The sequence below is a fragment of the Streptococcus ilei genome, from assembly GCF_000479335.1.
GTDB classification, from domain to species: domain Bacteria; phylum Bacillota; class Bacilli; order Lactobacillales; family Streptococcaceae; genus Streptococcus; species Streptococcus ilei.
In genome coordinates this window covers 499,988-512,476 of the sequence record NC_022584.1, presented here as the reverse complement: position 1 = coordinate 512,476, position 12,489 = coordinate 499,988, and the positions used below count along the sequence as shown (strand labels likewise).

At 41.2% G+C, this 12,489-nt stretch carries 11 protein-coding genes; 8 read left to right on the top strand and 3 right to left on the bottom strand.

What is annotated here, in order from left to right:
- The first annotated feature begins 10 nt into the window (after window positions 1–10).
- From N596_RS02580 to N596_RS02560, 5 genes are all read left to right on the top strand, one after another.
- Window positions 11–1,792 carry an ABC transporter ATP-binding protein gene (locus N596_RS02580; RefSeq protein WP_023023304.1) on the top strand — a complete coding sequence of 594 codons (1,782 nt, stop codon included), beginning with the start codon at window positions 11–13 and terminating at the stop codon, window positions 1,790–1,792.
- A gap of 121 nt (window positions 1,793–1,913) precedes the next feature.
- Window positions 1,914–2,468 (top strand): GNAT family N-acetyltransferase, encoded by a 555-nt coding sequence (locus N596_RS02575; protein WP_023023302.1) that lies wholly within the window; start codon window positions 1,914–1,916, stop codon window positions 2,466–2,468.
- Window positions 2,469–2,663: 195 nt separating this feature from the next.
- On the top strand, window positions 2,664–3,983 hold the full coding sequence (brnQ, locus tag N596_RS02570) for a branched-chain amino acid transport system II carrier protein (protein WP_023023300.1): 1,320 nt from the start codon (window positions 2,664–2,666) through the stop codon (window positions 3,981–3,983).
- 159 nt (window positions 3,984–4,142) lie between these two features.
- Window positions 4,143–4,850 (top strand): thiol-disulfide oxidoreductase-associated membrane protein CcdA2, encoded by a 708-nt coding sequence (gene ccdA2 / locus N596_RS02565; protein ID WP_023023299.1) that lies wholly within the window; start codon window positions 4,143–4,145, stop codon window positions 4,848–4,850.
- Window positions 4,851–4,872: 22 nt separating this feature from the next.
- Window positions 4,873–5,445 carry a TlpA family protein disulfide reductase gene (locus N596_RS02560; RefSeq protein ID WP_023026842.1) on the top strand — a complete coding sequence of 191 codons (573 nt, stop codon included), beginning with the start codon at window positions 4,873–4,875 and terminating at the stop codon, window positions 5,443–5,445.
- A 30-nt stretch (window positions 5,446–5,475) separates the two neighbouring features.
- Here the strand turns inward: N596_RS02560 and N596_RS02555 are convergent, their stop codons facing one another.
- Genes N596_RS02555 through N596_RS02545 form a run of 3 tightly spaced genes read right to left on the bottom strand, consistent with a single transcriptional unit; the run spans window position 5,476 to window position 8,253 of the window.
- Window positions 5,476–6,711, bottom strand: coding sequence for an NAD(P)H-dependent oxidoreductase (locus N596_RS02555; protein ID WP_023026841.1), 1,236 nt, complete (start codon window positions 6,709–6,711; stop codon window positions 5,476–5,478).
- Window positions 6,712–6,729: 18 nt separating this feature from the next.
- Window positions 6,730–7,335, bottom strand: coding sequence for an NADPH-dependent FMN reductase (locus N596_RS02550; protein WP_023026840.1), 606 nt, complete (start codon window positions 7,333–7,335; stop codon window positions 6,730–6,732).
- A 24-nt stretch (window positions 7,336–7,359) separates the two neighbouring features.
- Window positions 7,360–8,253: an FAD:protein FMN transferase gene (locus tag N596_RS02545; protein ID WP_042361094.1), complete on the bottom strand. Its 894-nt coding sequence runs from the start codon at window positions 8,251–8,253 to the stop codon at window positions 7,360–7,362.
- A gap of 245 nt (window positions 8,254–8,498) precedes the next feature.
- Between N596_RS02545 and nox the strand changes: the two genes are divergently transcribed.
- From nox to efeO, 3 genes are all read left to right on the top strand, one after another.
- The gene (nox, locus tag N596_RS02540) at window positions 8,499–9,875 is read left to right on the top strand and encodes a H2O-forming NADH oxidase (protein ID WP_023026838.1); all 1,377 of its coding nucleotides are present in this window, start codon (window positions 8,499–8,501) and stop codon (window positions 9,873–9,875) included.
- A 108-nt stretch (window positions 9,876–9,983) separates the two neighbouring features.
- Window positions 9,984–11,525 (top strand): ClC family H(+)/Cl(-) exchange transporter, encoded by a 1,542-nt coding sequence (locus N596_RS02535; RefSeq protein ID WP_023026837.1) that lies wholly within the window; start codon window positions 9,984–9,986, stop codon window positions 11,523–11,525.
- Window positions 11,526–11,618: 93 nt separating this feature from the next.
- Window positions 11,619–12,488, top strand: coding sequence for an iron uptake system protein EfeO (efeO, locus tag N596_RS02530; RefSeq protein WP_023026835.1), 870 nt, complete (start codon window positions 11,619–11,621; stop codon window positions 12,486–12,488).
- Window position 12,489 lies beyond the last annotated feature (1 nt).

The following is a 12,489-nucleotide window of genomic DNA, read 5'->3' as shown; positions in this document are numbered from 1 at the left end:
GGAGGAGAAAATGAAAGAAAAACGTTCCAGTTTTGTACGCCTTTGGGGCTACTTAAAAGCTTATCGCTTTGCCGTTATTTTCGCTACTCTTCTAAAAATTCTGAGTGTGGTCATGAGTGTCATCGAACCCTATATTCTAGGACTCGCCATTACTGAATTAACTGCTAACCTGACAGATATGGCTAGAGGAGTAGCAGGAGCTCAGATTAATGCTGGCTATGTCGGCTGGGTCATGGTTGTCTATCTCTTCCGTGGAGTCTTGTATGAACTCGGTTCATATTATTCGAATTACTTCATGACCAATGCTGTTCAAAGCATGATTGAGGATATGCGTAATGACTTATCCGAAAAAATTAATCGTATCCCCGTTTCTTACTTTGATCAGCACCAATTTGGAGATCTTCTCGGTCGCTTTACTAGTGATGTCGAAACGGTTTCCAATGCCTTGCAACAGTCTTTCCTTCAAATTGTAAATGCGATCTTCACCTTAAGCTTGGTTATTGCTATGGTACTTTATCTTAACCTCACTTTGGGGTTAATCGTAATTGCTTCTATTCCGATTACCTTCTTCGGTGCACAGTTTATTATGAAGAAATCCCAGCCCTATTTTAAAGAGCAGGCTGATGTTCTTGGAGCTCTAAATGGTTTTGTTCAGGAAAACTTGAGTGGATTTAACGTCTTAAAACTCTATGTACGTGAAGAATCATCGCAAGAAGAATTCCGTGACATTACTCGTCGTCTCCAACAAGTTGGATTTAAAGCGAATTTTATTTCTGGACTGATGATGCCAGTTCTTAATGCCATCTCTGATTTGACCTATCTTTTGGTCGCAGTTATCGGAGCTATTCAAGTTCTTGCTGGTCGTCTTACAGTTGGGAATATGCAGGCTTTTGTTCAGTATGTCTGGCAGATCAATCAACCTATTCAAAATTTGAGCCAGTTAGCTGGCACCTTGCAAAGTGCCAAATCTTCACTAGACCGGGTCTTCCAAGTCCTTGATGAACCAGATGAAGTGCTCGGTAAAAATGAATCTCTGGACAAAGAGCTGACAGGGCAGGTTAGCTTTAACCATGTAGACTTCCAATATGTGGAAGATAAACCGCTGATCCGTGATTTTAACCTAGAGGTTAATCCTGGTGAGATGGTGGCTATTGTCGGACCGACAGGAGCAGGGAAAACGACCCTCATCAACCTCCTCATGCGTTTCTACGATGTGACTAAGGGGGCTATTACAGTGGATGGTCATGATATCCGTGAACTATCTCGCCAAGACTATCGTAAGCAGTTTGGGATGGTTCTTCAGGATGCTTGGCTCTATGAAGGGACCATTAAAGAGAATCTGCGCTTTGGAAACTTGGATGCGACAGATGAAGAGATTGTCGCTGCTGCCAAGGCCGCCAATGTGGACCACTTTATCCGGACCCTTCCGGGTGGCTACAACATGGAGATGAACCAGGAGTCTAGTAATATTTCTTTGGGGCAAAAACAATTGTTGACCATTGCGCGTGCCCTTCTAGCTGATCCAAAGATATTGATTTTAGATGAGGCAACTTCTTCAGTGGATACGCGTCTGGAACTCTTGATTCAAAAGGCTATGAAGAACTTGATGAAAGGGCGGACTAGTTTTGTCATCGCTCACCGCTTGTCTACTATCCAAGAAGCGGATAAGATTTTAGTCCTTAAAGATGGGCAAATCATCGAACAAGGAAATCATGAGTCCCTCTTGGCTGCCCAAGGATTTTATTACGACTTGTACATGAGTCAATTCTCCAAAAAAGAAGAAGCTGAATAAAAGCGTCAAAAAAGAGCAGTAGCTATTTTTTTGTTAAGCTACATACTTGCTTTTGAAAGAAGACGGATTTCTTGAAGGTGTTTATTTTATTTGCTATAATCGTAGCAGAAATGGAGGCTTTATGCGCTTAACAAGCCAATTAATCACTGAAACATTCCCAGATCTGGACAAGGTCGAGCGGTTGAATACCGAGGCTTTCCCTGAAGAGGAACGGATTCCTATATCTGAGTTTTTACGCTATACAGACAATGATGATGCTCATTTTTTTGCCTTTTACAATGAGGAAGAATTTGTTGGATTTGCCTTTGCTATTTCAAATGCCAAGGCCTTTTATGTCAGCTTCTTTGCCATTATGCCTCACTTGCGAAGTCACGGCTATGGGCAAGAAATCATTGAAAAATTAGTGGAATTTTATCAACGGACCATGTTGTTAGAAGTTGAGCGATTGGATGAAGAATGTGATAATCTAGAGCAACGTCAAGCTCGGATGGATTTCTATATCCGAAATGGCTTTAAAACAGCCAATGCTTTTCTTGAATACGAAGACCTTAGTTTCGAGATTCTCTACCGAGGAGAGGGCTTCGATGAGGAGGCCTATCGTGATATCTTCCGTAAACTTCAGGAAGAGAATTATTTTGATTTCCGCATTCAATACCGACGCTTTAGTGAAGATTAAAAACAAAAAGTGCTCCTCTGTTAGATAGCAGAGAAGCACTTTTTTTATTAATGAATGAAGAAGTATATAAGAATCTACAGTAGAGTCTTCTTTGCCTTAAGTTATTTTTAAATGTAATTATTCCAGTAAAAAGAATTGCCGTGGTGGAAGAAAGCTGATATACTAGATAAGATTGAAAAATGTAAAGGAGAACATATGTTACGAAAAGGTTCCTTAACAGGTTTGCTGTTATTTGGTATTTTCTTCGGTGCAGGGAATTTGATCTTTCCACCTGCGCTAGGTGCCCAATCGGGTATCCATTTTTGGCCAGCTATTGCTGGATTTGTCTTATCAGGAGTAGGAATTGCGATTATTACCTTGATCATTGGGACGCTCAATCCTAAAGGCTATATTCATGAGATTTCACGTAAAATCGCCCCTTGGTTTGCTATCGTTTATCTAGTAGCCTTGTACCTCTCTATTGGCCCTTTCTTTGCCATTCCGAGAACGGCTACCGTTTCCTACGAAGTTGGGATTGCCCCCTTGTTAGGAAATTCAAGTGGAAAACTTAGTCTCTTCGTTTTCACCTTGGTTTATTTTTGTTTAGCCTATTTGATTGCCCTCTATCCATCTAAGATCCTAGATAGCATTGGTCGGATTTTGACACCGATCTTTGCGATTTTGATCGTTGTACTGGTTGTTCTAGGTGCTCTCAAGTACAGCGGACACGCGCCACAAGTTGCAACAGAAGCCTACCAAGCATCTGCCTTTGGCCAAGGTTTCCTTGAAGGGTACAATACCTTGGATGCCCTTGCTTCAGTGGCCTTCAGTGTGATTGCGGTAACCACCCTCAATCAACTTGGTTTCACCAGCAAGAAAGAATACATTAAAACCATCTGGATCGTTGGGATTGTTGTAGCCATTGGATTTAGTATTTTATACATTGGCTTGGGTTACCTTGGAAATCATTTCCCAATTCCAGCAAAAGTAATGGCATCTGATGCCAATAAAGGGGTCTATGTCCTTTCAGAAGCGACCAAGGCTATCTTTGGGCCAGCTGCTCAAATCTTCCTTGCGGGTATGGTGACGGTGACTTGCTTCACTACAACAGCCGGTTTGATCGTGTCAACCGGGGAATTCTTCCATAACACCTTCCCTAAAATCTCTTACAAGGTCTATGCGACAGTCTTCACTTTGATTGGTTTTGCGATTGCCAATCTTGGCTTGAGCGCCATTATTGCCTATTCATTGCCTGTCTTGATGATCCTCTATCCAATCACCATTACTATAGTGTTGATTGTGATTGTAAACAAATTTACTCAACTATCAAAACCAGGAATGCAACTGACTATTTTCTTAGTTAGCTTGGTGGCGATTGCAGATGTTCTTGCAAGCACCTTCAAACTTACAGGTCTGGCAAACGTCATTAAAACTTTACCATTTGCTGCCCAATCCCTCCCATGGTTACTCCCAGTAGTAGTTGGTATTGTCCTCTCTCTTTTCTTGCCAAATAAACAAAGTGCAGAAGAAGAATAAGTCGTCAATTGAACTCCAGAGTGAAATACTTTGGAGTTTTTGTTTGGCTTTGAAACTAGTTTCTAAATGATCGTTTAGAAATCAAAGCGTAGCAGAAATTTTTAATTTAGGAGCTGGAATGTTATACTAGTTGTAGCATATCAATATACGGAGTGTTTTATGAATCAAATCGTTTTCTCCTTCACTGTCTTTCTGGCAGGGATTCTCTCTTTTTTCTCTCCTTGTGTCTTTCCTTTGCTTCCGGTATACATCGGGGTCTTGCTAGGAAGTGATCAGGAAAAATCCATCCAGATTTTCGGGAAGAAGATTCGCTGGCATGGTCTTGTAAAGACCTTGTGTTTTATCGCAGGGATTTCTGTTATTTTCCTTATTATTGGTTTCGGGGCAGGTCTACTTGGGCAAATTATGTACACCAACTGGTTCCGATACTTGATGGGAGCGCTGATCATTATCCTTGGTCTTCATCAGATGGAAGTCTTTCACTTTAACTTCTTAGAAAAGCAAAAAACAATGGATTTCGGGGCGAACAAGCACAAGAATGAATTACTTTCAGCTTTTCTGCTTGGGCTTGGTTTTAGCTTTGGCTGGACGCCATGTATCGGTCCGGTTCTAGGCTCTGTACTTGCCTTAGCAGCATCCAATGGTCAAGATGCCCTCATGGGTGCTCTCTATCTCTTTATCTATACACTAGGGATGGCTATTCCGTTTTTACTTTTGGCCTTAGCGTCTGGGATTGTTCTCCCATACTTTAATCGTCTAAAACCCCATCTCTTGTTACTGAAGAAGATTGGTGGCTTGATCATCATCATTATGGGGATTTTGTTACTCTTGGGACAATTGAATAGCTTGTCTGCTATCTTTTCATAAATCAAATGGAGGTTTACTCATTATGAAAGTTATTAAATACGCCTGTTTTTCGCTTCTTTCTTTATCCATTCTGACTGCTTGCTCTATGAATCAGTCCGAAAGCGGCATGAACAATCAATCCATGGATAATCAATCCATGACCAATACAACAGCTAGTAAACATCCCTTGGTAGGAAAAGAAGCCAGTGACTTCGAGCTAAAGGACATGAAGGGGAATACAGTCAAACTTTCAGACTATAGAGGCAAAAAGGTTTACTTGAAATTCTGGGCAACTTGGTGTGGTCCTTGCCGACAAAGTATGCCTGAACTGAATAAACTGGTCGAAGAAAAGGACCGGGACTTTGAGATTCTTACCGTTATGGCACCAGGGATGCAAGGGGAAAAAACAGAAGAAGAGTTTGTTGAATGGTTTGCCCAACAAGACTATCAATCAGTTCCTGTTTTGTACAATCCGGACGGATCTGCCTTTATAAATTACCAAGTCCGTTCAATCCCTACGGAAGTCTTTATTGATAGCCAAGGAAAGATTGGACATGTTCAATTAGGGGCGATTTCAAATGAAGATGCCAAGAAGATTATCAAAGAGTTGAAATAAAAAATGAAGCATAAAGCTTCATTTTTTTTATTAGTTGCTTGCACCAGATGTAGCATCAGCAACTGCGTCACCGTGTCCTCCAGCATCTGAAGCACCTGAAGTTGCGTCTGCATCCCCATGGCCGCCAGCAGGAGCGAATGGTCCGCTACCGCCTACTAAGCGTTGACCAGTTGTTTGAAGGTACCAATCCAACCATGGCTGGAAGTTAAAGACGATTTCGTTGATACCAGCATATGAACCATCTGGATAGTACATAGCTTGATAGTTGTGAGTATTGATCACGCCTTCAGGAGAGCCTGGAACAATGGTACGAACATATTCTTGGTTTCCGTTGCGAAGAGTACCAATGACCCATTCAACGTTTTTCATACGTGCTGGTGGAAGAGAACCGTGAACGGTTGACATCCGGCTACCTGATTGAGGTGGCACGCGTTTCGCAAACATCGTATCTGGATCTTGGTGGGCATTGTTGTAGTAGAGGAACTGGTTGTTATCATCAGCGTATGTCAATTCGAAAGGCATAGCTTTCAAGAACATATCGATTTGATTAACAGTCAGGATACCGTGGTCCAATTTTACGTATGTATCACCAGATACAGCCCCTGTAATTTCTGCAACTTTTTCTACCCAATCTGGATCATCTGGGTCGACCTCGGTAACAGTAGTAGCGATTGGTTTTCCGCAATCCAAATCTTCTGGTTCAATTGGTTTTGGTTTTTTCAATTTAGAAACGACTCCTACGTATTTCACAAAGTTATCTAAACAAGTTTCAAGGAATTTTACAGTTCCTTCGTTGATGATGTTGCCATCTGCGTCAAAAGCTTCTTTCGCTTTTCCGAGAAGGAATTCGTTCCCTGGAAGGGTATAGGCATTGACACCTGGAGCATCCAGAATCTTACGAAGGTGGACTTGGGCACGAGAAGTCCCTTGGTCATAGTAAGAAGCACCCACAATCATAACCGGTTTGCTTTCGAAAGGATGCACTTCATAGGAGAGCCATTCTAAAACAGATTTTAGTCCTGCTGAAATAGTATGGTTGTGTTCAGGTGTTGCGATAATTACACCGTCAGCACGGGTAATTTTATTGTTGAGGAGACGCAATTGGAAGCTTTCGTCCCATTTTTCATCTTGGTTGAACATTGGAACTTCATCGATTTCAAGAACTTCTAATTCAAATTTGATCTTAAAATGACGACGGATGAATTCCAAAAGTTTGCGGTTATATGATTGGTCGTAGTTTGATCCTACAAGTCCTACAAATTTCATGCTAGTATGTCTCCTATCTTACAAGTTTTCCCAGTCGAAGTCTTCGGCATCTTTGCGAAGCAATTCTTGAGCGTTGCGCAGTTTATCAGTAACTTTAACAAAGATACGGAAATCATCAAAGATGGCGTCCAATTTCTTGATGACATCAAGATCTACCAAGTCACCATTTTGATCAAATGCTTGAAGAGAGTGAGAAAGCAAGAATTCGTCTGGAAGGACAGTTGCTTTGATTTCTGGTGAGTTCAAGATTTGACGAAGCTGCAATTGAGCGCGAGATGAACCAAGCGTACCATAAGAAGCACCTGTAATCATCACTGGTTTGCTTAAGAGTGGGTAGATCCCATAAGATAGCCAAGCAAGGGCGCTCATCAAGACAGCAGGGATGGAATGATCGTATTCTGGTGTACCAATGATAACACCATCAGCTTCCTCGATTTTCGCAGCAATCTCTAAGATAGCTTCAGGGACTTGTTTATTGGCTGGCTTGTTGAAGACAGGGATATCTTTAATCTCAACCAATTCAATCTCTGCCTTATCAGCAAAATGCTTTTGCATGTATTGAAGTAGTTGGCGGTTTGTTGAACGTTTGGAGTTTGTTCCAACGATCGCAATAAGTTTTGTCATGGAAATTCCTTTCTGAAATTAAAATTACAAATAATCATGTAGCCCACTGGTATAGGCGAGGCGACCTGACTGATAGACTAGAATAGCATCCATGCCAGGTAAGGTTTCAACAATATTTAAAATGTTGGTCGGTTCTTCACCGAACAAGCGGGTGGTCCAAATCTCCCCATCGACTGATCGATCAGAAATAATCGTGAGACTTGCCAGTTCTGTTTCGACAGGATAGCCAGTTTGAGGATCAAAAATATGATGGAAGGACCGGCCGTCAACCTCAAGGTGACGAACATAGGTACCTGATGTCACAACGGACTTATCTGTAACAGATAGAACTAGTAAATGTTCCCCTCTTGGAAGCTGCGGATCTTGGATCCCAATTCGCCAGGGGCGATGACTGACAGGGTTTTGACCAAGGGTAAGGATATTGCCCCCCAAATCAATTAAAGCTTGCTCGATCCCCTGACTCCTGAGATAACTAGCTAGTAAATCCGCACTAAATCCCTTAGCTAAAGCGCCTAGATCAATTTTCATCCCTTTTCTTTTGAGAAAAACAGTTTGTTGATTCGGATCTAAGCAAATCTGATGAGGGTCAATGATTGTTAGGGCTTGTTCAATTTCCCCTTGATCAGGCTTCCTAGCATCTGAAAAACCAATTCTCCAGGTTTGGACAAGTGGACCAATCGCAATGTTTAAATGACTTCCTTGCGCCTGACTATGGCTGGTTCCTAGAGCAATCAGTGAAAAAAGATCTGGATGAACCTTTACGGGTTCAATGCCAGCCTTTTGATTGACCTCCATCAATTCAGAAGAAGAGTCATTGGCACTAAAGCGATGCTCATAGGATCGCAAGAGACTAAAGCAATCGGCCAGTATTTGGTAAGCTTGTTGATGAGAAATCGAAACGGTTATGGTGGAGCCCATTAGGCGTTCGGATCGACTAGTTAGTTCCACAAATAGTAAACCACCTTTCCAATATTCACCTACTTCAAGTTTATCAAAAAGAAAGCCATTTCACAATCCCCCCAAGCAAAATTATTGACATTTTTCAGGACTTATGCAAATTGATTTGAAAATAATATCACAAATTGTAAGCAAAAAATTTGGAAACGATATCATTTTCATGTTATAATTGTATGGTAAATAAAATTAAAGGTAGGATTTTTTCTATGAGTAAAATCGTAGTTGTGGGTGCTAACCACGCTGGAACTGCATGTATCAACACTATGTTGGACAACTTTGGAAACGAAAACGAGATCGTTGTATTTGACCAAAACTCAAATATTTCATTCCTTGGATGTGGAATGGCTCTTTGGATCGGTGAGCAAATCGACGGTCCTGAAGGCTTGTTCTACTCTGATAAAGAAACGCTTGAAGCTAAAGGTGCGAAAATTTACATGAACTCACCTGTACTTTCAATCGACTACGATAACAAAGTTGTTACTGCAGAAGTTGAAGGAAAAGAACACAAAGAATCATACGATAAGTTGATCTTTGCTACTGGTTCTACACCAATTTTGCCTCCAATTGAAGGTGTTGAAATTGTTAAAGGTAACCGTGAGTTCAAAGCAACTCTTGAAAACGTACAATTTGTTAAGTTATACCAAAATGCTGAAGAAGTTATCAACAAACTTGCTGATAAGAGCAAACACCTTGAACGTATCGCTGTAGTTGGTGGTGGTTACATTGGTGTTGAGCTTGCTGAAGCATTCGAACGTCTTGGAAAAGAAGTGGTCCTTGTTGATATCGTTGACACAGTATTGAACGGATACTATGACAAAGACTTCACACAAATGATGGCTAAAAACTTGGAAGACCACAACATCCGTTTGGCTCTTGGTCAAACTGTTAAAGCTATCGAAGGTGAAGGTAAAGTTGAACGCTTGATCACTGACAAAGAAACATTTGATGTGGATATGGTTGTTCTTGCAGTTGGATTCCGTCCAAACACAGCTCTTGCTGACGGTAAGATTGAACTCTTCCGTAACGGTGCCTTCCTTGTTGACAAGAAACAAGAAACATCAATTCCAGGTGTTTATGCAGTAGGTGACTGTGCGACTGTTTATGACAACGCTCGTAAAGACACTAGCTACATCGCGCTTGCTTCAAACGCTGTTCGTACCGGTATCGTAGGTGCGTACAACGCTTGTGGACATGAACTTGAAGGAATCGGTGTTCAAGGATCAAATGGTATTTCTATCTATGGTCTTCACATGGTTTCAACTGGTTTGACACTTGAAAAAGCAAAAGCTGCAGGCTACAATGCAACTGAAACTGGATTTAACGACCTTCAAAAACCAGAATTTATGAAACATGATAACCATGAAGTTGCTATCAAGATCGTTTACGATCAAGATAGCCGTGAAATCCTTGGTGCTCAAATGGTATCACGTGATGCTGCAATCTCAATGGGTATCCACATGTTCTCATTGGCAATCCAAGAGCATGTTACAATTGAAAAATTGGCATTGACAGACCTATTCTTCTTGCCACACTTCAACAAACCATACAACTACATTACTATGGCAGCACTTACTGCTAAATAATGCATTCTATAGAAACGCTCATTTGGGCGTTTTTTTGCTGTTGTCTTACTCAAGAGCTATGAAAAATAGTATAATAAAAGCAAGAAAACTGGGAGTTAAAGAGAATTTATGAAACAAAGTCAGCAAATCCAAAGAGAATTTCAATCGACCTCAAGATCTATTTTATCTCAGGTTAGCAGAGGTGTCTTAGTAGGGCTCGTAGTCGGCGCGATTGTCTCGAGTTTTCGATTTTTTATTGAGCATCTATTCCATGTTGTCCAGGGATTATATAAGGATCTAGGAAGAAGTCCGATCAATTGGGTCATCATCCTTTTGATGTATCTTTTTATTATTTTGCTAGCTAGCCAGCTCATCAAAAATAACAAAAACGTTAAAGGATCTGGTATTCCTCAAGTAGAAGCAGAATTAAAAGGACTGCTTCAGATAGACTGGTGGGCTACGCTTTGGCAGAAGTACATTTTAGGGATTTTAGCAATTGCAAGTGGTTTGATGTTGGGTCGTGAAGGCCCCAGTATCCAACTTGGCGCCATGGGAGGAAAGGGGCTAGCTAAGAAACTTGCGCTTAGTCCAGTAGAAGAAAGAGCCTTGATTGCCAGCGGTGCCGCAGCAGGTTTGGCAGCAGCCTTCAATGCACCGATCGCTGGTCTACTCTTTGTAGTAGAAGAAGTCTACCATCATTTTTCTCGTGTCTTCTGGGTATCGACCTTGGCTGCGAGTTTGGTCGCAAACTTTGTCTCCCTCAATATTTTCGGTCAAACACCTGTTTTAAACATGCCAGACCACATCCCACATATCGATTTATCCAGTTATTGGATTTTCTTAGTGATGGGAATTTTTCTGGGCCTAACTGGTTATTTCTATGAAGTTGCTGTTTTAAATATTGGTCGGCTTTATCAAAAGCTTGGTAGCTGGTTCAAAGTATCTGCCCCCTATTTTTCACTCTTTGCTTTTCTTTTGATCCTACCGATTGGTTATTATTTCCCTCACTTATTAGGTGGTGGCAATCAGTTGGTTTTGAACTTAGCCCATGTGCCTCTTAGTATCCAAACGCTGATCTTCTATTTTGGGATACGGTTTATCTGGAGTATGATTAGTTACGGTAGTGGTCTTCCTGGTGGCATCTTTCTTCCGATTCTAGCTCTAGGCTCTGTTTTAGGAGCCTTGGTTGCGGCTGTTTTATTGAAGTTTGGTCTCATACATTCTAATCAACTCCCCTTGTTTGTCATTTTGGGTATGAGTGGTTATTTTAGTGCCATTTCTAAAGCGCCCTTGACAGCCATGATTTTAGTAACGGAAATGGTAGGAGATATTCGAACCTTGATGCCAATCGGCTTGGTGACTTTGACAGCTTACATCACCATGGATCTGCTAAAAGGGGCCCCTGTCTATGAAGCCATGCTGGAGCAATTGATGCCTGAGGTGACGAATGGTTCAGATGTCTTGACCCTGATCGAAATTCCAGTATCAGAGAAACTAGCAGGCCGTCAGGTTCGAGATTTAGACCTACCAAGAGACCTCCTGATCACAACTCATCAGCATAATGGGAAAAACAGTACGGTGCATGGTAGTACCCGCCTCTATCTAGGAGATAGCATCTACCTCGTAGTAAAAGAGACAGATATCGGTCGAGTGAAAGAATTACTTCTTTAATTCATTTTATTAAAGTTTTCTGACAATTGTTGAAAAATGAGAAAATCTTTGCTATAATAGACCACGTAAAAAACGAATCCAGGAGAAATTCTCATGAAAAAACTTGCAGTAACACTCTTATCAGTCGCTTTATTAGCAGGCTGTGCCAATACATCTTCAAAAAACACAACTACAAATAGTTCCTCTTCGACAGTGAAATTGTCAAAAGAGGACCAAAAAGCCTTGGACCAGGCGACAAGTGAATACAAGGAGTTTGTGCAAGGACAAATCGATCAGTTGTTAAAAGATACAGAGGAATTTCAAAGAGTCCTAAAAAGTGGTGATTTAGAAGAAGCTAAGAAGGTCTATCCTTTGATTCGGATGTCTTATGAACGCTCTGAACCAATCGCTGAAAGCTTTGGGGAGTCTGATGTCAAGATTGACTTCCGTTTGGTTGACTATGTCGATGAAAACAAATCAGAAGAAGGATGGTCAGGCTTCCACCGTATCGAACGCATCCTCTGGGAACAAAATACAACCGAAGGCACTGAAAAATATGCAGAGCAATTGGTAAATGATATCAAAGAGTTGAAAGCTAAGATTGCGACAGTAGAAGTGACGCCAGATTTGATGTTGACAGGTGCGGTTGACCTCTTAAATGAAGTGGCGACACAAAAGATCACTGGGGAAGAAGAAATTTTCTCTCATACAGATCTCTATGACTTCCGTGCCAATATCGAAGGGGCTGAGAAGATCTTTGCTCTCTTCAAACCTCTCATTGAGAAGAAGGATGCCAAACTAGTGAAAACCCTTGAAACAGAATTCAAGGCGGTGAATGACTTGTTAGACAAACATATGACTGATGATTCCAATTATAAATCATATACAGATCTAACAGAAGAAGATACCAAAGAACTAGCAGAAGCAGTTACGAAATTGGGAGAACCACTCTCTCAAATGGGAATCATTTTAAACGGTAAATAAC

What these genes read in the sequence shown, in the direction of transcription:
- N596_RS02580 (WP_023023304.1), top strand. Translation starts at nt 11, where the DNA reads ATGAAAGAAAAACGTTCCAGTTTTGTACGCCTTTGGGGCTACTTAAAA.
- N596_RS02575 (WP_023023302.1), top strand. Translation starts at nt 1,914, where the DNA reads ATGCGCTTAACAAGCCAATTAATCACTGAAACATTCCCAGATCTGGAC.
- brnQ (WP_023023300.1), top strand. Translation starts at nt 2,664, where the DNA reads ATGTTACGAAAAGGTTCCTTAACAGGTTTGCTGTTATTTGGTATTTTC.
- ccdA2 (WP_023023299.1), top strand. Translation starts at nt 4,143, where the DNA reads ATGAATCAAATCGTTTTCTCCTTCACTGTCTTTCTGGCAGGGATTCTC.
- N596_RS02560 (WP_023026842.1), top strand. Translation starts at nt 4,873, where the DNA reads ATGAAAGTTATTAAATACGCCTGTTTTTCGCTTCTTTCTTTATCCATT.
- N596_RS02555 (WP_023026841.1), bottom strand. Translation starts at nt 6,711, where the DNA reads ATGAAATTTGTAGGACTTGTAGGATCAAACTACGACCAATCATATAAC.
- N596_RS02550 (WP_023026840.1), bottom strand. Translation starts at nt 7,335, where the DNA reads ATGACAAAACTTATTGCGATCGTTGGAACAAACTCCAAACGTTCAACA.
- N596_RS02545 (WP_042361094.1), bottom strand. Translation starts at nt 8,253, where the DNA reads ATGGGCTCCACCATAACCGTTTCGATTTCTCATCAACAAGCTTACCAA.
- nox (WP_023026838.1), top strand. Translation starts at nt 8,499, where the DNA reads ATGAGTAAAATCGTAGTTGTGGGTGCTAACCACGCTGGAACTGCATGT.
- N596_RS02535 (WP_023026837.1), top strand. Translation starts at nt 9,984, where the DNA reads ATGAAACAAAGTCAGCAAATCCAAAGAGAATTTCAATCGACCTCAAGA.
- efeO (WP_023026835.1), top strand. Translation starts at nt 11,619, where the DNA reads ATGAAAAAACTTGCAGTAACACTCTTATCAGTCGCTTTATTAGCAGGC.